Origin of the sequence: Streptomyces sp. MK37H, from assembly GCF_018035285.1 — a bacterium.
Lineage (GTDB): Bacteria > Actinomycetota > Actinomycetes > Streptomycetales > Streptomycetaceae > Streptomyces > Streptomyces endocoffeicus.
This window is the reverse complement of sequence record NZ_JAAAYH010000074.1, coordinates 1-19,586: the sequence shown is the minus strand read 5'-3', so window position 1 is coordinate 19,586 and position 19,586 is coordinate 1. Positions and strand designations below refer to the sequence as shown.

At 70.9% G+C, this 19,586-nt stretch carries 16 protein-coding genes; all 16 read right to left on the bottom strand.

The window, feature by feature from the left end; all coding sequences use genetic code 11:
• Positions 1-145 precede the first annotated feature (145 nt).
• On the bottom strand, positions 146-601 hold the full coding sequence (locus GWI24_RS13650; protein ID WP_086880583.1) for a hypothetical protein: 456 nt from the start codon (positions 599-601) through the stop codon (positions 146-148).
• A gap of 300 nt (positions 602-901) precedes the next feature.
• Entirely contained in the window at positions 902-2,308 is a 1,407-nt protein-coding gene (locus tag GWI24_RS13645) for an MraY family glycosyltransferase (protein ID WP_210946223.1), read from the bottom strand.
• Between the two features lie 63 nt (positions 2,309-2,371).
• A complete protein-coding gene (gene glyA / locus GWI24_RS13640) occupies positions 2,372-3,661 on the bottom strand; it encodes a serine hydroxymethyltransferase (protein WP_210946215.1) in 1,290 nt (429 codons plus the stop codon).
• Positions 3,662-3,822: 161 nt separating this feature from the next.
• Entirely contained in the window at positions 3,823-4,482 is a 660-nt protein-coding gene (locus GWI24_RS13635) for a low molecular weight phosphatase family protein (protein WP_037951046.1), read from the bottom strand.
• A complete protein-coding gene (locus tag GWI24_RS13630; protein WP_014054918.1) occupies positions 4,479-5,126 on the bottom strand; it encodes an L-threonylcarbamoyladenylate synthase in 648 nt (215 codons plus the stop codon). Before GWI24_RS13630 ends, GWI24_RS13635 begins: the two co-directional genes overlap by 4 nt.
• A 46-nt stretch (positions 5,127-5,172) precedes the next feature.
• Positions 5,173-6,018: a peptide chain release factor N(5)-glutamine methyltransferase gene (gene prmC / locus GWI24_RS13625; RefSeq protein WP_020868414.1), complete on the bottom strand. Its 846-nt coding sequence runs from the start codon at positions 6,016-6,018 to the stop codon at positions 5,173-5,175.
• Positions 6,019-6,072: 54 nt separating this feature from the next.
• Positions 6,073-7,143, bottom strand: coding sequence for a peptide chain release factor 1 (prfA, locus tag GWI24_RS13620; protein WP_210946214.1), 1,071 nt, complete (start codon positions 7,141-7,143; stop codon positions 6,073-6,075).
• Between the two features lie 124 nt (positions 7,144-7,267).
• On the bottom strand, positions 7,268-7,492 hold the full coding sequence (rpmE, locus tag GWI24_RS13615) for a 50S ribosomal protein L31 (RefSeq protein ID WP_030823398.1): 225 nt from the start codon (positions 7,490-7,492) through the stop codon (positions 7,268-7,270).
• Between the two features lie 177 nt (positions 7,493-7,669).
• Positions 7,670-8,794, bottom strand: a complete 1,125-nt coding sequence (locus GWI24_RS13610) for an LCP family protein (RefSeq protein ID WP_210946213.1) — start codon at positions 8,792-8,794, stop codon at positions 7,670-7,672.
• A gap of 355 nt (positions 8,795-9,149) precedes the next feature.
• The gene (gene rho / locus GWI24_RS13605) at positions 9,150-11,264 is read right to left on the bottom strand and encodes a transcription termination factor Rho (RefSeq protein ID WP_210946212.1); all 2,115 of its coding nucleotides are present in this window, start codon (positions 11,262-11,264) and stop codon (positions 9,150-9,152) included.
• Between the two features lie 402 nt (positions 11,265-11,666).
• The gene (gene thrB, locus GWI24_RS13600; RefSeq protein ID WP_210946211.1) at positions 11,667-12,581 is read right to left on the bottom strand and encodes a homoserine kinase; all 915 of its coding nucleotides are present in this window, start codon (positions 12,579-12,581) and stop codon (positions 11,667-11,669) included.
• A gap of 1,124 nt (positions 12,582-13,705) precedes the next feature.
• Complete coding sequence (gene thrC, locus GWI24_RS13595) at positions 13,706-14,824, bottom strand: threonine synthase (RefSeq protein WP_247616305.1); 1,119 nt, start codon at positions 14,822-14,824, stop codon at positions 13,706-13,708.
• 108 nt (positions 14,825-14,932) lie between these two features.
• A complete protein-coding gene (locus tag GWI24_RS13590) occupies positions 14,933-16,225 on the bottom strand; it encodes a homoserine dehydrogenase (RefSeq protein WP_138913794.1) in 1,293 nt (430 codons plus the stop codon).
• A 194-nt stretch (positions 16,226-16,419) separates the two neighbouring features.
• A complete protein-coding gene (lysA, locus tag GWI24_RS13585) occupies positions 16,420-17,820 on the bottom strand; it encodes a diaminopimelate decarboxylase (protein WP_210946210.1) in 1,401 nt (466 codons plus the stop codon).
• 27 nt (positions 17,821-17,847) lie between these two features.
• Complete coding sequence (nrtL, locus tag GWI24_RS13580) at positions 17,848-18,846, bottom strand: ArgS-related anticodon-binding protein NrtL (protein ID WP_210946209.1); 999 nt, start codon at positions 18,844-18,846, stop codon at positions 17,848-17,850.
• Between the two features lie 256 nt (positions 18,847-19,102).
• Positions 19,103-19,534: a response regulator gene (locus GWI24_RS13575; protein WP_308343637.1), complete on the bottom strand. Its 432-nt coding sequence runs from the start codon at positions 19,532-19,534 to the stop codon at positions 19,103-19,105.
• Positions 19,535-19,586: the final 52 nt, after the last annotated feature.

Genomic DNA, 19,586 nt, shown 5'->3' with positions numbered 1-19,586 from the left:
CCGAGTGGTATGTCGGGCATCAGCTGCATGGGCCGCCGATTCCATCCCGTGAATTCCGGGGGTTCAGCTACCTGCGCCCGCTGTGCCTCAGATGGCACCGGACGATAGCAGGTGAGCGCACATGCTCTTATCCCGGCCCTACTTCTCACGGCGTGGACCCGGCGGGAGCGGACTTCTTCGCCCCCCCGGGCTTGCGTTCGTCCTCGGCTTCCGGCTCCACATAGAGGATCTTGGCCTTCATGTGTGCGCGGGTCTGTGCGCCGACCCACACCAGGGTCGCGGCGAGCAGTGCGAGAGCGAAAGCCTTGACGTTGAACAGCGTGGTGTCCTGGAACACCGCGAGCACGACCGCCACCAGCAGGAACTCGGCCATGAAGAGAACCATGCCCATGGCCTGGAACAGATGGGGCAGGTGCTTCGCCGTGCGCTCCAGCACGATCAGCCCGGAAGCCATCACCACCACGGCGACGAATGTGCCAAAGCCCGCGCCGATCGCTCCCTTGCCGCCTGCGAGCACAGAACCGACGGCGACGGCGACCACACCGGCGATGGCTGTGGGCACGGCGCAACTCAGGAGCGTTCTGGCGTCGTTGGACTGCATGAAGGGTTTCTCCGGCAAGTGTCGGAAGCAACGATTCGTCGTGGACGAGCGTATCCCCGGGGACAGAGGAGACCTCACGAGGAAGAGCCGTCGCCCTACGGCCCCTCGGGTCTAGCACCGGGTTTAGTGAACGGTATCACAAACTATTTGATGAGGTCTTTACCCGCCGGGTGTGCTGCACGTCACACGGGAGAGTTATGAGGTGTGTACCGTGCTGACGCCGTCCTGTGATCTTCAGCGCTCTCGCCGGACCCTCTGCCGGGTTGATGACTGGGGAGATCGAGGCGATGACTGGGGAGATTACTGGGGCGTTCCGATGCGCCGGCGGTGGGTGAAGCGGGACCGGTCGCCGATCGCGGTGGCGCCGTTCACACCGTTCGCCCCACTGCTCGCGCCGCCGTTCATCCCGGAGCCCACCGGCTCGGGCTTGACCAACTCCGGCTCCGAGGCGGCGGACCCGGCACCGGCCGTGGCCGCCACGGGCTCGGCGGCTGCCTCGGCGTCCTGCTCGGCCTTGGCGATCCGGTTGGCGCGGCGGTAGCGCGGCGGAACGAACGCCTCCGCCCAGCGCGGAACACGCGGGGTGAACCGCGGCAGCAGCAACAGCACCAGCCCGACCCCGCTCAGCGCCACGATCGCGAGCACGAACCACACACCGGCCGAGTTCACCGAGTAGGCCACGGCGCCGAAGGCGATCAGCGCCGACCAGAAGTACATGATCAGGACGGCCCGGCTGTGCGAGTGGCCGATCTCCAGCAGCCGGTGGTGCAGATGGCCGCGGTCGGCGGCGAACGGCGACTGGCCCCGCCAGGTGCGCCGGACGATCGCCAGCACCAGGTCCGCGAAGGGCACCGCGATGACGGTCAGCGGCAGCAGCAGCGGGATGTAGACCGGGACGGTGGCGTGCACCGCGGCCTGCTCGGACCCCTCGAACAGCTTCATCGCGTCCGGGTCCACCTGGCCGGTGATGGAGATGGCGCCCGCCGCCAGCACCAGCCCGATCAGCATCGAGCCCGAGTCGCCCATGAAGATCCGCGCGGGGTGGGCGTTGTGCGGCAGGAAGCCCAGGCACATGCCCATGAGGACGGCGGCGAACAGGGTGGCGGGCGCGGCCGCCTCCAGGCCGTAGCCGTACCAGATGCGGTACGCGTACATGAAGAACGCGGCGGCGGCGATGCACACCATCCCGGACGCCAAACCATCAAGTCCGTCAACGAAGTTGACCGCGTTGATGGTGATGACGACCAGCGCCACGGTGAGCAGCGTGCCCTGCCAGGGCGTCAGCGAGACCGGTCCCACACCGGGCACCGGAAGCCACAGGATGGTCAGGCCCTGGAGCACCATCACACCGGCGGCGATCATCTGGCCGCCCAGCTTGATCAGCGCGTCCACGCCCCACTTGTCGTCCAGCACCCCGAGCAGCCAGATCAGCCCGGCCCCGGACAGCAGCGCCCGTGGCTCGTTGGAGACCTCGAAGACGTCCTTGAGGTTGGTCAGGTGGGCGGCGACCAGCAGCCCCGCGCACAGCCCGCCGAACATGGCGATGCCACCGAGCCGTGGCGTGGGCTCACGGTGCACATCACGGGCGCGGATCTCGGGCATCGCACCGGCCGCGATGGCGAATTTCCGCACCGGCCCGGTCAGCAGATAGGTGACCGCGGCCGTGATGCACAGAGTCAGCAGGTATTCACGCACAGGCTGCCCCAGAGGTATCGCTGGCCATCACAGCCCCACACCCTATGCGTGTCAGACGCCTCGCGGTGAACGTACTTACAGACGTCCTACACCTTCGGATGGTTGCATGATTCGGCCCTCGTCCGGATAGGGCGGAAATCTCCCGGCCAGATCCGCCACCTTTTCCCGTACCACGCCCTCGTCCCGCAAGACGGTTCCCATGAGATTGGCTATGCGCTCCATTTCCGGCGCTCCCATTCCCTGGGTGGTCACCGCGGCGGTGCCCAGCCGCAGCCCCTTGACGCACCCCCGGGGATCGGTGGCGGACGCCAGCGCGCAGGTGTCCAGGACGATCCCGGCGGCCGCGCAGCGGCCCTTCGCGGTGCGTCCGTCCAGGCCCAGCGGGGCCGGATCGGCGGTGATCATATGGGTGTCGGTGCCGCCCGTGACGACCGCCAGACCCTCTCCGACCAGGGCGTCCGCCAGTACCCGGGCATTGGCCACCACCCGCCGCGCATAGGCGGTGAAGGCAGGCGCCGCGGCCTCGCCGAACGCCACCGCCTTGGCCGCGACGGTGTGCATCTGGGCCCCGCCCTGGGTGAACGGGAACACCGCCCGGTCCACCCGCTCGGCGAGCTCCGCACCGCACAGCAGCATTCCCCCGCGCGGCCCGCGCAGCACCTTGTGTGTCGTTGCGCACACCACGTCCGCGTACGGCACCGGGGACGGTGCCGCCTTTCCCGCCACCAGGCCGATCGGATGGGCGGCGTCGGCGATGAGAAACGCGCCCACCTCGTCGGCGACCGCACGGAAGGCGGCGTAGTCCAGATGGCGGGGATAGGAGATCGAACCGCAGACGATCGCCTTCGGCCGGTGGGCGTGGGCCAGTCCGCGCAGCTGCTCGTAGTCGATCAGCCCGGTCGCCGGATCGACGCCGTAGCCGATGAAGTCGAACCAGCGGCCGGAGAAATTGGCGGGCGAGCCATGGGTGAGATGGCCGCCGTGCGGCAGCGCCATCGCCAGCACCGTGTCCCCGGGCCGCAGCAGCGCGGCGTAGGCGGCCAGCACCGCCGAGGACCCCGAATGCGGCTGCACATTGGCGTGCTCGGCGCCGAACAGCGCCTTGGCCCGGTCCTGCGCCACCCGCTCGGCGATGTCCACGATCTCGCAGCCGCCGTGGTGGCGGGCGCCGGGATACCCCTCGGCGTACTTGTTGGCCAGCGGTGAGGCGAGCGCCGCCAGCACGGCCGGCGAGATGTAGTTCTCGGCCGCGATCAGCTGGAGTCCGCCGCGGACGCGGTCGATCTCGCTCAGGATGATTCCCGCCAGCTCCGGGTCCTGGCGGGCGAGGCTTGCGAAATCGGGGCCCCAGGGGGTGACGGCCATGGCGTGCTCACAGCCTTCGGAGGGGACAGCGGGTCGACGCTTACGTGGTCACCCCCAATGTAGGCCCCGCGACGCCGCACGGCGCGCCGTACGGCCCTCGCAGGCCCCCTTACGGCGCGCCCCCGGGCCTCCGAGGGGCTGCACGGGGGCGGGAGAACCCCCTACGCGGGGGCGGGAACGCCCGTCAGCGCCGTGACGACCGGGTCCAGGGCCTGGTTGATCTCGTCCCCGATGGAGCGGAAGAAGGTGATCGGCGCCCCGTACGGATCGTGCACCTCGTCCGCCTCCTCGTTGGGCGCCAGCAGCCAGCCGCGCAGCGCGGCCGCGGCCTGCACCAGGGCGCGGGCACGCTCCACCACGCCGCCCGCCTCCTCCGGGTCGGGCAGCGTCGCGGGGTCTATGGCCCGCACCAGCCGGGTGAACTCCTTGAGCGTGAAGGTCCGCAGCCCCGCCGAGTGCCCCATCGAGATCACCTGCGCCCGGTGGTCGCGGGTGGCGGTCAGCACCAGGTCGGCTCGGATGACGTGCTCGTCCAGCAGCTCTCGGCCGAGGAAGCCCGCCGGGTCGGCGCCGAAGTCGGTCAGGACCGTCGCGGCGTGCGCCTCCATGGGCGCGCCCTCGTGGCCCCAGGTGCCGGCGGACTCCACGATCAGACCGCGGGTGCGGACACTTCCGAGGCGGTGGGCGAGGGCATGCCGGGTCAGCCGCTCGGTGATCGGCGAGCGGCACACATTGCCGGTGCTGACGTGGAGGATGCGGAAGGTGGCCTCGGCGTTCTTCTCACGGTGTTCCGCTATGCCACGCCCCTCAGGGGCTGTCAATTGGCCACCTCGAGGTCGGGTACGACCTCCCGGAGCTGCTCGGCGGTGAGCGCGCCCGCCCGGAGCAGCACCGGCACCTTGCCGGTCACATCGACGATCGAGGAGGGCACGGCGGCCGGGGTCGGCCCGCCGTCGAGGTACACCGAGACGGAGTCCCCCAGCATGTCCTGGGCGGCGTCACAGTCCTGCGGGGAGGGGTGTCCGGTCAGATTGGCGCTGGAGACCGCCATCGGGCCGAAGTCCGTCAGCAGCTCGATCGCCACCGGGTGCAGCGGCATCCGGACCGCCACGGTGCCCCGGGTCTCCCCCAGGTCCCAGGTGAGCGACGGCTGGTGCCGGGCGACGAGGGTGAGCGCACCGGGCCAGAAGGCGTCCACCAGCTCCCAGGCCATCTCGGAGAAGTCGGTGACCAGTCCGTGCAGGGTGTTCGGCGAGCCGACCAGCACCGGTGTGGGCATGTTGCGGCCGCGCCCCTTGGCCTCGAGCAGATCGCCGACCGCCTCGGCGTTGAAGGCGTCCGCACCGATCCCGTAGACGGTGTCGGTGGGCAGCACGACCAGTTCGCCGCGGCGGACGGCGGAGGCGGCCTCGCGCAGGCCGGTCTTGCGGTCGGTCGCGTCCCCGCAGTCGTATCGCCGTGCCATTAACGGACCTCCTCGTACGTGGCCAATGTGTGGTGCGGTGCCGCCGTCACGGCATGGCCTTCCGCGCGGTGGCGAACCGGGGCCGGTTGTTCAGGTCGGGGTGGTCGGCGGCGTCCGCCCAGCCACGCTCCTCGGTGAAGATCCACGGCACCTGGCCGCCCTGGGTGTCTGCGTGCTCGATGACCACCACGCCCCCGGGGCGCAGCAGCCGGTGGGCGGTGCGCTCCAGGCCACGGATGACATCGAGGCCGTCCTCACCGGAGAAGAGCGCGAGCTGGGGGTCGTGATCGCGGGCCTCCGGCGCCACGTACTCCCACTCGGTCAGCGGGATGTACGGCGGGTTGCTGATGACGAGGTCCACCTGCCCGTCGAGCTCGGGCAGGGCCGTCAACGCGTCCGCGTGATGGAGAACGACGCGGGACCCCTCGACGTTCTTGCGCGCCCAGCGCAGGGCGCCCTCGTCCAGCTCCACGGCGTGCACCCGGGAGCGCGGCACCTCCTGGGCGAGCGCGAGCGCGATGGCCCCGGAACCCGAGCACAGATCGACGATGAGCGGTTCGACGACGTCCATGGCGCGCACCGCGTCTATCGCCCAGCCGACCACCGACTCGGTCTCCGGCCGGGGCACGAAGACCCCCGGTCCGACCTGGAGCTCCAGATAGCGGAAGAAGGCGCGGCCGGTGATGTGCTGAAGGGGCTCGCGGGCCTCGCGGCGGGCGACCGCCTCCCAGTAGCGGGCGTCGAAGTCGGCGTCGGGCACGCCGTGCAGCTCTCCCCGCTTGACGCTGTGCACAAAGGCGGCGAGCTCCTCCGCGTCGAAGCGCGGTGAGGGCACGCCCGCGTCGGCCAGCCGCTGAGTGGCCTGCGCCACCTCGGCGAGCAGCACGTTCACTGAATTCCTCCAGCCGGTCCGGACAAGGGCACGAAGCGTTGATCAGTGGGTGGCTCAGCCCGCCGCCGCCAGCTTGGCGGCCGCGTCGGCGTCGACGCACGCCTGGATGACCGGGTCGAGTTCACCGTCGAGCACCTGGTCCAAGTTGTACGCCTTGAAACCGACACGATGGTCCGAGATCCGGTTTTCCGGGAAGTTGTACGTACGGATGCGCTCGGACCGGTCGACGGTGCGGACCTGGCTGCGCCGCGCGTCCGACGCCTCCCGCTCGGCCTCCTCCTGGGCCGCGGCCAGCAGCCGCGAGCGCAGGATGCGCAGCGCCTGCTCCTTGTTCTGGAGCTGGCTCTTCTCGTTCTGGCAGGAGACGACGATGCCGGTGGGCAGGTGGGTGATGCGCACCGCGGAGTCGGTGGTGTTGACCGACTGGCCGCCGGGTCCGGAGGAGCGGTAGACGTCGATCCGCAGATCGTTGGGGCCGATCTCGACCTCGACCTCCTCGGCCTCTGGAGTGACCAGCACACCTGCCGCGGAGGTGTGGATACGGCCCTGGGACTCGGTGGCGGGCACCCGCTGCACCCGGTGCACCCCGCCCTCGTACTTCAGCCGGGCCCAGACACCCTGGCCGGGCTCGATGGTGCCCCTGGCCTTGACCGCGACCTGGACGTCCTTGTAGCCGCCGAGATCGGACTCATTGGCGTCGATGATCTCGGTCTTCCAGCCGATCCGCTCGGCGTACCGCAGATACATCCGCAGCAGGTCGCCGGCGAACAGCGCGGACTCCTCGCCGCCCTCCCCGGCCTTGACCTCCAGGATGACGTCCTTGTCGTCGCTCGGGTCGCGGGGGACGAGCAGCAGCCGCAGCCGGTCGGTGAGCTGCTCGCGGCTCTGCTCCAGCTCCTTGACCTCGTCCACGAAGTCGGGGTCGTCCTGGGCCAGCTCGCGGGCGGTCTCGATGTCGTCCCCGGCCTGCTTCCAGGCGCGATAGGTGGTGACCACCGGGGTCAGCTCGGCGTAGCGCTTGTTGAGCCGCCGCGCCTCCCGCTGGTCGGCGTGGACCGCGGGGTCGGCGAGCCGCTTCTCGAGGTCGGCGTGTTCGCCGATCAGTTCCTCGACCGCCTCGAACATCGGAGGGCTCCCTGAATGGTCTGCGTGGTGGCGTTGCGGAAAGTGCCGGAGGGCCGGTGACGACAAAACGCCGGTCCGGTCGCCCCAGGGAAGGGGCGACCGAAGACCGGCGCCGTGCGGGTCGCTACTTCTTGGCGGACCCGGCGTTCTTGCCGAAGCGGGCCTCGAACCGCGCCACGCGGCCACCGGTGTCGAGGATCTTCTGCTTGCCCGTGTAGAACGGGTGGCACTCGGAGCAGATGTCGGCACGGATGGTGCCGCCGCCCACGGTGCTACGGGTGGTGAAGGAGGCGCCACAGGTGCAGCTGACCTGGGTCTCGACGTACTCCGGGTGGATGTCGCGCTTCAAGGGAATCTCCTAGGTTCGGGAGGGCACCGGGTCGACGGGCGGGTTGCCTGTCGTGAACCGGGACCGACGATCCAGTTTGCCAGTACTGGCCGCATCCCCCAAAACCGGGGGGCGGGTCCGGATATTCCCGGCCCGCCCGGGAGGCTGTCGGACGCCCTCGGACGACCTTGGACAACCCTATTTGACGACCTTGCCCGCGCTGGTGGCATCGCCCGCGGAGCCCTTGGTGGCGGAGGCGGGGACCGGCCGGTCATGGCGGAGCGCGGTCCATATCAGCTTGGCCTTGCGCTCCATGGGCAGCACCCGGGCCGGGTTCTGCGGGTCGTACTCGACGGGCAGCGTGGTCATCTTCATGTTGCCCGAGCCGATGCCCTTCAGGGATTCGGCGAAGCCTTTCAGCTTGCTCACCGAGGCCAGCTCGGAGTCGGTGGTGAGGGCCTTGGTGGAGGTGTCCGCGAGGTCGTAGAGCTTCTTCGGGTTGCCGAACAGGTCCACGTGCTTGACCTGGTCCAGCAGCGCCTTGACGAACGCCTGCTGGAGCTTGATCCGGCCGAGGTCGCTGCCGTCGCCCACACCGTGCCGGGTGCGCACCAGGCCCAGCGACTGCTCCCCGTCCAGGGTGTGCGCGCCGGGCTCCAGGTCGAGGTGGCTCTTGGGGTCGTGGATCGGGGCGGTGGTGGTGATGTTGACCCCGCCGAGGTCGTCTATCAGCTGCTTGAAGCCGGAGAAGTCGACCTCGAGGAAGTGGTCCATGCGTATGCCCGTCATGGACTCGATGGTCTTGATGGTGCAGGCCGGCCCGCCGGCCTCGTAGGCGCTGTTGAACATGGCCGCCCGCACGGCGGGCGTCTGCTGCCCGCCCTTGGTGGTGCAGGAGGGCCGCTGTATGAGGGTGTCGCGCGGGATGCTGATGACGCTGGCCTTCTTGTGGCCCTTGTAGACGTGGACGATCATCGCCGTGTCGGAGCGGGAGGTGCCCTCGTCCGTGCCGTACTTGGCGTTCTTGCCGGCCCGGGAGTCGGAGCCGAGGACGAGGATGTCCATCGAGCCGTTGTCGACGTTCTTGGGGCGGTTGGCACCGAGGGCGGCGTTGACGTCGACGCCGGTGAGGTTGCCGTTCAGCTTGTAGTAGAGGTAGCCGAGTCCGGCACCGCCGAGCACCAGCACGGCGGCCAGCGTCCACACCGTGTAGAGCACGGCCCTACGGCGCGTACTGGGCCGCTTGCGACGGCGCCCGGCCGTCGCCCCGCGGGCGCGGTGGCGACCCGGGCTCACCGGTGCGTTGCTGCTGTCCTCGGCCATGTGCTCCTCAGTTCTCTTTAGCTGCCCGAGTACCCCCTGCCGTCACGGTCAGGCGTGGCGTCGCGTCGCGCGGTGGAGTCAGCCTGTGTTCCGGCCCCGTATTCCGACCTGACAGATGGAAGGCCGACCGCCAGGGTTGCATATGTGCGATGGCCGGTTTTCGCGCGGGCCGCCGGGCGCACCGTTCGTCCCCTTCGTCCGCCTTACCGCTCTGACCTGCACTTTCGCGGGCGATAACATGATCAGAACCGGTCCGTGGCCTGGCCGGAAAATGTGGCTCACCTCTCATGGAACGCAACGAGGCCCCCCGCGGTGCGGGGGGCCTCGGCTACGGAGTGTTCCGGCGGGTGTCCGGTCAGTCGCCGTTGTTGCCCGGGGTGGGCGTGGTCTTGGCGATCTGCATCAGGAACTCGGCGTTCGACTTCGTCTGCTTCATCTTGTCCAGCAGCAGCTCGATCGCCTGCTGGGAGTCGAGCGCGTGCAGCACCCGGCGCAGCTTCCAGACGATGTTCAGCTCCTCCGGCGCCAGCAGGATCTCCTCCTTGCGGGTGCTGGACGGATCGACGTCCACCGCCGGGAAGATGCGCTTGTCGGCGAGCTTCCGGTCGAGCTTGAGCTCCATGTTGCCGGTGCCCTTGAACTCCTCGAAGATCACCTCGTCCATGCGCGAGCCGGTCTCGACCAGCGCGGTGGCCAGGATGGTCAGCGAGCCGCCGTCCTCGATGTTGCGCGCGGCACCGAAGAACTTCTTCGGCGGGTAGAGCGCGGTCGAGTCGACACCACCGGACAGGATGCGGCCGGAGGCGGGCGCCGCCAGGTTGTACGCACGGCCCAGGCGGGTGATCGAGTCCAGCAGGACGACCACGTCATGGCCCAGCTCGACCAGGCGCTTGGCCCGCTCGATCGCCAGCTCCGCGACGGTGGTGTGGTCCTCGGCCGGGCGGTCGAAGGTCGAGGAGATGACCTCGCCCTTGACCGACCGCTGCATGTCGGTGACCTCTTCCGGCCGCTCGTCGACGAGGACGACCATCAGATGGCACTCGGGGCTGTTGCGGGTGATCGCGTTGGCGATCGCCTGCATGATCATGGTCTTACCGGTCTTCGGCGGGGCCACGATCAGACCGCGCTGGCCCTTGCCGATCGGCGCGACCAGGTCGATGATCCGGGTCGTCAGCCCGCCGGCCTCGGTCTCCAGACGCAGCCGGTCCTGCGGGTAAAGCGGCGTCAGCTTGCCGAACTCCGGCCGCCCGCGCCCGGTTTCGGGCGCCATGCCGTTCACCGAGTCCAGCCGGACCAGCGCGTTGAACTTCTCGCGGCGCTCGCCCTCGCGCGGCTGACGGACCGCGCCGGTGACGTGATCGCCCTTGCGCAGACCGTTCTTGCGGACCTGGGCGAGCGAGACGTACACGTCGTTCGGGCCCGGGAGGTAGCCGGAGGTCCGGATGAACGCGTAGTTGTCGAGGATGTCGAGGATGCCCGCGACGGGGATCAGCACATCGTCCTCGGACACCTGCGGCTCATTGCCGAAGTCGTCACGGCCACGGCGGCCACGCCGGTCCCGGTAGCGGCCGCGGCGCCCGCGGCGCCCGCCCTCGAAGTCGTCGTCGCCCTCGTCGGCGCGCTGCTGGCTCTGGCCGCGCCCGTCGCGCTGCTGACGGCCGCCGCCCTGCTGGCCGTCCTCGCCCTTGCCGCGGCGGTCGCCGCGGTCGCGCTGCCGGTCCCGGCGGTCGCCCTTCTGACCGCGCTCCTGGCGGTCACCGCCCCTGGCGCCCTTGCCCTCGGCGGTGTCGGCGGCGGCCTCGGCCTTCCCGTCGCCCTTGGGCTCGGTCCTGGCCTCGGTCTTGGCGGAGACGTCGCTGCGCGCCTCCGTCTTGGTCTCGACAGCGGTGGCCGTGCCCCCGGAGTCGGGGGTGGTGGCGGGCGCGGTGGCCCGGCGGCGGCGGCGCTCACCGGCCGGCTGCTCATCGCCGGCGGGCTCACCGGGCTGGCCGGGGATCTCGATCTGCCCTTGCGCGGCGGCCTTCTCCTCGGCGTCGGCCTTGTCGGCCTTCTCCGCCTTCCCGGCGGACTTCGAGGACTTGGCGCCGGTCTTCTCCTCGGCGTCGTCGCCCGTACGGGCCCGGGAGGTGGTGCGGCGCTTCGGCTTGGTCACCCCCTCCGCGTCGGACGGAGTGCTCTCGGAGCCCTGGGCGGAGCCGGAGCCCGCGGCCTGCTTCTCCTTGATGACCTCGATCAGCTGGCCTTTGCGCATCCGCGCGGTGCCCTTGATGCCAAGGCTCGAGGCGAGCTGCTGAAGCTCGGCCAGGACCATGGCGTCAAGGCCGGTGCCCGAGCGGCGTCGCCGCGGGGCAGCGCCAGTGGCAGCACCGTTGGCGGGCGCGGAAGCGTCCGTGGCGGGCGCGTTGTTGCCGACACCGCTGTCGGAGGTGCCGGAGGCGTTCACGCCCATCAGATCGGTGGTGTCGCTCACGAAGGGTCCTTCCCTGGAGCGGGCGTCGGCCTGTCTGGCTCGGCGACCGGTTGTGCTGTCCGGCTGTGGTCCTTCCGTTACGGACCGGGCCGGGGCGGTGGTCCGCCGGGGTACGGCGGAGAGATCAGTTCATGGTTCCGACGCGGCGGAGGGTTCACGAGAATCCGCCACGCCGATTCCGGAGCGTGCTCGATACTGCTCAGGCAGGCTGCTCAGGCAGTGTGGGAGGCTCCCGGAAGAAGGGTGGTCCCTGATGGGGACACTGAGCACCTCGCCTCCGAGTACATCCAAGAGGCATCGAGTGCAGACTTGAGGTTAACACTACCGGATCCAACAAACATTCCCCCTCTCCAAGACCGGCTATCGAGTTTTCCCGGCTCCGGGACACCCCGGATCGCGGTGTCAGGTGAGCGGCAGGACACTCGCCCCCCCGGCGTCGAGAGCCAGCCGGTTGGCCGCCCACCCCTCGCCCGCCAGTCGTGCGACCTTGTCGGCCGCACCGTCCTCGACCAGCGCGAGCACCGTGGGGCCCGCGCCGGAGATGACCGCGGGGACGCCGTCCGCCCGCAGTCGGTTCACCAGGCTCACGCTCTCGGGCATCGCCGGAGCACGGTATTCCTGGTGCAGTCGGTCCTCCGTCGCGGCCAGCAGCAGCTCGGGACGCCTGGTCAGGGCCTCGACAAGCAGTGCGGCCCGGCCCGCGTTGACCGCGGCGTCCACATGCGGGACGGTGCGCGGCAGCAGGCCGCGGGCGGTCTCGGTGAGCACCGGCCGGCCAGGGACGAAGACCACCGGAACGACGGAATCCGCGGGGTCCATCCTGATCGCCCGGGCGGACCCCGCATCCGTCCAGGCCAGGGTGAAGCCGCCGAGCAGGCAGGCGGCGACATTGTCCGGGTGGCCCTCGATCTCGGTGGCCAGCTCCAGCATCGCCGCGTCGTCGAGCCGCTCGGCGCCGCCTATGGTCACCGCGCGCGCGGCGACGATCCCGGCGCAGATGGCGGCGGAGGAGGAGCCCAGGCCCCGGCCGTGCGGAATGCGGTTGGCGCAGACCAGCTCGAGACCGCGGGGCTGTCCGCCCAGCAGGTCGAAGGCGGTGCGCAGGGAGCGCACGAGCAGATGGTTCTCGTCGCGCGGGAGCGACTCCGCGCCTTCACCGGCGATGTCGACGTGAAGACCGGAGTCGGCCACCCGGACCACCACGTCGTCGTAGAGGCCCAGGGCCAGGCCGAGGGCGTCGAAGCCAGGACCGAGATTGGCGCTCGAGGCGGGGACGCGCACTCGGACGGCGGCGGCGCGGAACGCTGGACCGGCCATCGCTCGATGACTCTCCTTGTGGTTACGTGCGATTGCTCGAAGAGGTACGGAACACCGCGAGGGCCGTGACAAGTACGGCGACGCCGCGCAGAGGCGAGCGCTCTGCGTCGGGGCGGATTCAGTACAGCCTATCGAAGGAAGGTTCTGTGGCGACATAGGGCGCACGGGAGGCGCACGATGCGTGTCGCGCTCCCTGCCATCGTCCGCGACCACTCTACTGGAGCCCTCCGCGCCCCCTCGCGCTTCTCTGCCACCACTTGAGTGGATCTTTAGAGAAGCCCCCGGAACGGGCTGAGTGGGGTGCGCGGAGGCCCGGCGAGCCGGGGCCGACGGGGTGCGCGTGCAGAGACCCGGCGGGCCGGGGGCCGACGCGGCACGGAGGAGCCCGGCGGGCCGGGGGCCAACGCGGCGCGGAAAGGCCCGGCGGGCCGGGGCCGACGCGGCGCGGAGAGGCCCGGCGGGCCGGGGCCGACGCGGCACGGAGGAACCCGGCGGACCGGGGCCGACGCGGCACGGAGGAACCCGGCGGACCGGGGCCGACGCGGCACGGAGGAACCCGGCGGACCGGGGCCGACGCGGCACGGAGGAACCCGGCGGACCGGGGCCGACGCGGCACGGAGGGGCCCGGCGGACCGGGGCCGACGCGGCACGGAGGGGGCCGGCGGGCCGGGCCGGGCGGCCCGCCGTAACCCCCATCGCATCAGGTCCCGGCCCTGGTCAGGACCGGGTCGCGTCGTACCGGACCGGCACGGTCCGAGGCGCGCCGTGCCGTGTCGGACCGGCAGGGCCCGAGGCGCGCCGCGCCGTACCGGACCAGCAGGACCCGGGTCGCGCGCAGCCCCGTGTCAGGCCAGCCCGAGCCGTACGGCCGGCGGGCCGGGAGCCGACGCGGCACGCAGAGGCCCGGCGGGCCGGGGCCGACGTGGCACGCAGGGGCCCGGCGGGCCGGGCCAGGCGGCCCGCCGAAACCCCCAGCGCACCAGGTCCCGGCCCTGGTCAGGACCGGGTCGCGCCGTACCGGACCGGCACGGTCCGAGGCGCGCCGTACCGTGTCGGACCGGCAGGACCCGAGGCGCGCCGCGCCGTACCGGACCAGCAGGACCCGGGTCGCGCGCAGCCCCGTGTCAGGCCAGCCCGAGCCGTACGGCCGCGGCGTCCGCGTCCACCGGGACCACGACCGGCTGCGGCGCACCCGCCACCGCCCAGTCCGGGTCCTTGAGCCCGTTCCCGGTCACCGTGCAGACGATGCGCTGGCCCGGGTCGACCAGCCCCTGCTCGGCCGCCTTCAGCAGACCCGCCACGCTCGCCGCGGAGGCGGGCTCGACGAAAACGCCCTCCTGGGCGGCGAGCAGCCGGTAGGCGGCGAGGATCTGACGGTCGGTCACCTCGTCGATGAGGCCGCCGGACTCGTCGCGCGCCTGCTCGGCGAAGGTCCACGAAGCCGGGTTGCCGATGCGGATGGCGGTGGCGATGGTGCTCGGCTCCTTGACCGGCTCACCACGCACGATCGGCGCCGCGCCGGACGCCTGGAAGCCCCACATCCGGGGCGTACGGGAGGCGCGCGGCTCGCTGTCGGCGAACGGCGCCGCGTACTCCGTGTAGCCCTTCCAGTAGGCCGTGATGTTGCCCGCGTTGCCGACCGGCAGCACATGGATGTCGGGTGCGTCCCCGAGCATGTCCACGATCTCGAAGGCGGCGGTCTTCTGGCCCTCGATCCGGGCCGGGTTGACCGAATTCACCAGCGCCACCGGGTACTTCTCCGACAGCCCGCGCGCCAGCGTCAGGCAGTCGTCGAAGTTGCCGTCGACCTGGAGGATCTTCGCGCCGTGGACGAGGGCCTGGCCCATCTTGCCCAGCGCGATCTTCCCCTGCGGGACCAGCACCGCGCAGACCATCCCGGCCCGTACGGCGTACGCCGCCGCCGAGGCCGAGGTGTTGCCGGTGGAGGCGCAGATGACGGCCTTGGCGCCGGCCTCCTTGGCCACGCTGATGGCCATCGTCATCCCGCGGTCCTTGAACGACCCGGTGGGGTTGGCGCCCTCGACCTTGAGGTGGACCTCGCAGCCGGTGCGCTCGGAGAGCACCTGCGCGGGGACCAGCGGCGTACCGCCCTCGCGCAGGGTGACGACGGGGGTGGTCCCGCTGACCGGGAGGCGGTCGCGGTACTCCTCGATGATGCCCCGCCAGCCGTGCCACTGGCGGGTGCCGGACATTCGAGGCCCGGCGTCGGCGATTGCGTTCATGATTTCCCTTACTCTCCGCTCACCCTCTGTTCGGCCTCAGCGCGGCCGCTGCCCGGCCCCTGCTCGCCCTCTGTTCGCCCACGGCTCGGCTTGACCTCCACTCGCCCTCTACTCGCCCTCGACCCGCATGATGCTCGCGACATCGCGGACGGTGTCGAGCCGGCGGAGCGCCTCCACGGTCGCCGAGAGCGCGGCGTCGCTCGCGCGGTGGGTCACGGCGACGAGGGATGCCTCGCCGTCCTTCCCCTGCTGGCGGACCGTATCGATGGACACGCCGTGCTCGGCGAAGACTGTGGCGACCTGCGCCAGAACTCCCGGTTTGTCGGCGACGTCCAGGCTGATGTGGTAGCGAGTGACCACATCGCCCATCGGGCTCACCGGGAGCCGGCTGTAGGCGGACTCCCCGGGTCCGGTGGCGCCCGCCAGCTTGTTGCGGCAGGCGGCGACGAGGTCGCCGAGGACGGCCGAGGCGGTCGGCGAACCGCCCGCCCCCGGGCCGTAGAACATCAGCTTCCCCGCGGCGTCGGCCTCCACGAAGACCGCGTTGTACGCCTCGCGGACGGAGGCGAGGGGGTGGCTCAGCGGAATCATCGCCGGGTGCACCCGCGCGGTGACCGACCGGCCGTCGGCGGCCCGCTCACAGATCGCGAGCAGCTTGACCGTGCAGCCCATGCGCTTGGCGGAGGCGATGTCGGCGGCGGTCACCTCGGTGATGCCCTCGCGGTGCACATCGTCGAGGGTGACCCGGGTGTGGAAGGCGATCCCGGCGAGGATCGCGGCCTTCGCGGCGGCGTCGAAGCCCTCGACGTCGGCGGTCGGGTCGGCCTCGGCGTAGCCCAGGGCCGTGGCCTCGTCCAGCGCCTCGCTGTAGCCGGCGCCGCTTCCGTCCATCCGGTCGAGGATGAAGTTGGTGGTGCCGTTGACGATGCCGAGGACGCGGTTGACCTTGTCGCCCGCGAGCGACTCGCGCAGCGGCCGCACCAGCGGGATCGCCCCCGCGACCGCGGCCTCGTAGTAGAGGTCCGCACCGCGCTGCTCGGCCGCGGCGTGCAGCGCCGCGCCGTCCTGGGCGACCAGCGCCTTGTTCGCGGACACCACGCTCGCGCCGTGGTCGAACGCGGTGGTGATGAGGGTGCGGGCGGGCTCGATCCCGCCGATGACCTCGACCACCACATCGATGTCCCCGCGTTTGACCAGGGCCGTGGCGTCGGTGGTCACCAGCTCCGCCGGCACCCCCTCCCGGACCCGGCCGGGGCGGCGCACGGCGATCCCGGCCAGCTCGACCGGGGCCCCGATGCGCGCCGCGAGGTCGTCCGCCTGCGTCGTCATGATGCGCGCCACCTCTGAGCCGACCACTCCACAGCCCAGCAGCGCCACTTTCAGCGGACGCGTACGCATCATCCGACCTCGTTTCTCATCCATCGCGTTAATGCATCAGCGCGTTAGTGCACCAGTCTCATGCACTGGACGGGATTTCCTGTCCCGGGTCCAGTATCCGAGATCCATTTCTCGCTGGCCGATTCCGCCGGCGGGTTGCCGCTAGCGGGCACCAGGTAGCGGGAAGCGGGCAGCAGGTAGCGGGGAGCGGGCCCTCGCTAGCCGACATCGAGCCGCAGTAGATCTTCCTCCGTCTCCCGCCGGACGATCTCGCGCGCCTCCCCGTCCCGTACGGCGACGACGGGCGGCCGGAGCGCGTGGTTGTAGTTGCTCGCCATCGAGCGGCAGTACGCGCCGGTGGCGGGGACGGCGATCAGATCGCCAGGCGCCAGATCGGCGGGCAGGAAGGCGTCCCGTACGACGATGTCGCCGGATTCGCAGTGCTTGCCGACGACGCGGGAGAGCATCGGCTCGGCGGTGGAGGCGCGGGAGACCAGCGCCACCGAGTACTCGGCGTCGTAGAGCGCGGTACGGATGTTGTCGGACATCCCGCCATCGACGCTGACGTATGTCCGCAGCCCCGGCAGCTCCTTGACCGTGCCCACCTCGTAGAGCGTGAACGCGGTCGGCCCGACGATCGCCCGCCCCGGCTCGACCGACAGCCGCGGCACCGCGAGCCCGGCCGCGTCGCACTCCCGGTGCACGATGTCGCGCAGCGCCTTGGCGATCTCATGCGGCTCGCGGGGGTCGTCCTCCGAGGTGTACGCGATGCCGAGGCCGCCACCGAGGTCGATCTCGGGCAGCTCGACGCCGTGCTCGTCCCGGATCTCCTTGAGCAGCCCGACGACGCGGTGGGCGGCCACCTCGAAGCCCGAGGTGTCGAAGATCTGCGACCCGATGTGCGAGTGAATGCCGATGAGCTCGAGCCCGTCGAGCTTGAGCGCCCGCCGTACGGCCTCGGCGGCCTGCCCGCCCGCGAGCGGAATGCCGAACTTCTGGTCCTCGTGGGCGGTCGCGATGAACTCATGGGTGTGCGCCTCGACACCCACGGTCACCCGGATCTGCACCTTCTGCCGCCTGCCGAGCCGCTGGGCGATATGCGCGACCCGCACGATCTCCTGGAACGAGTCGAGCACGATCCGCCCGACGCCCGCCCCGACGGCCCGCTCGATCTCACCGGTGGACTTGTTGTTCCCGTGCAGCGCGATCCGCTCGGCGGGCATCCCGGCGGCGAGCGCGGTGGCCAGCTCCCCGGCGGAGCACACATCGAGGTTGAGCCCCTCCTCGTTCAGCCAGCGCACGACGGCGCGGGAGAGGAACGCCTTCCCGGCGTAGAACACGTCCGCGTCCTCCCCCTCCCCCTTGAACGCCTCCCGCCAGGCCCGGCAGCGGGCCCGGAAGTCGGCCTCGTCGAGGAAGTACGCGGGCGTCCCGAACTCCTCCGCGAGCGTCTTGACGTCGATCCCGCCGACGGCCACGACGCCATCGGCGTTCCGGCTGACCGTACGGGACCAGACGCGCGGATCGAGCTGATTGAGATCGGCGGGCGGCGCGGCGTAGTGCCCCTCGGGGAGGACATCGGCGTGGCGGGGCCCGGCGGGATGGGCGGAACGGCTCATGCTGTCTCTGCTGTCTCTCTCAAGGTCTTACAGATGTTCGGGTGCGCTGATGCCGAGCAGATACAGGCCGCCGGCGAGCACCGCCCCGGCGGCGTCGGCAAGGGCCAGCCGGGAACGGTGGACGGCCGAGGGTTTGAGCTCACCGGTTGGGATGGGCGGGCAGTCGTCATGGAACCGGTCATGGAACCGGAAGAAGGCATCAGCGACGGCGACAAGATGCCGCGCGAGCTGGTCGGGCGCACGGTGCCGGGCGGCGGCCTCGATGGTGCGGGGATGATCGGCGAGGAGCGCGAGAAGGCCGATCTCGGCGGGGTGGTCGTACGCCCCGGCCTCGGGCTGGGGCGTGATGCCGAGCTCGCCAGCGTTCCGCATCAGGGCGCGGATACGGGCATGGGCGTACTGAACCCGAAAGAGCGGGTTGCCCTCGCGCTGGGAAAGAAGACGGGCGGGGTCGAGATCGGGCAGATCATGCCCGGCGGGCCGGAGCAGCGCCCAGCGGGCGGCATCGGGCCCGAGGGAGCGGAGCAGCTCAGCCCCGGAGACCGGAGCGGCCCTCACGACGGGCCCATGACCAGGCACAACGACTCCCCCGACAGCGCCGACGAGACCCCGCACGACATGAGCGACCAGCGCGGCCCGCACCTCGTTCGCAGGCCCAAGCGGAACCGAAACCCCAGCGAGCGAATCACCGTGCCCGTAGCGAGACCCCTGGGAGAGGACGTCCCGCACAAGCTGAGCATGGGAGGTGGCATCAAGGGTGATGTTGAGAAACCCAGGAGCGGCGACATCAACGCGAGCGATCCCGGGCGCACGGAGCAGCCGCCGCCGCAAAACCTCGGCGATAACGAGCGCATCCCCCTCGCCCCTGGCCAGCAGCAGGGCGACATTGGTGGCGTAATCCCCACACCCAGGCCGAGGAGGCGTCCGCACCTTCACCCGCTCCGGCACGGCAACGCACAGCTCGTCGTCCTCAACGGCACGACGCACGGTGTGCAGCACAGTGCGGGAGAGCTGGGCGGGAGTCACGGGACCAGCGTATGGGAGGAGGGGGGTACGAAAGCGAACCGGTTTCGCCCTTCGGACGAGCACAGGACTGGGGAGCCGAGGCCGAGGCCGGGAGGCCCCGGTCCGGGACCCAGAGGCAAGCCCCGGACCTCGGCACCCACAAGCAAGCCCCGGACCCCGGCACCCACAAAGAAGCCCGAGCCTCCGGACAGAACCGAATCCAAGCCCCCCGGGCCGAACCGGAAGGAAGGAAGAGGCCCGGGCCCGGGGCCCACCACTACCCGGTGGGCCCCACAACCGACTCGGCATCACCGGGCGCGGCCGCACCGGCCGCCCCCTGCCGCATCAGCCGCCGCACGAGCTCGACAAGATCGACGGGCTCGAAGGGTTTCGCGAGGAAGGCATCGACGCCCAGCGCCTTCCCGCTGTCCATCTCGTACTGCGTACACGCACTGATGATCGCGACGGGCACATGACACGTACGAGCATCAGCGCGCAGCCTCGATGCCGTATGCAGCCCATCGAGTCTGGGCATCACGACATCGAGAGTGATCACATCGGGCCGCACCTGGTGAACGATCTCCAGGCACTCGGCACCATCGGCCGCGGTCACGACCTCGAAGCCCTCCAGCTCGAGGTTGACCCTGATCAGCTGCCGGATGACCTTGTTGTCGTCGACGACAAGGACCCGGCCGGACAAGCCAGGCACATCCTGAAGAGTAGGCGCGCAGCCGCGGCTGCGTCCGGGTTTTCCCCACTTC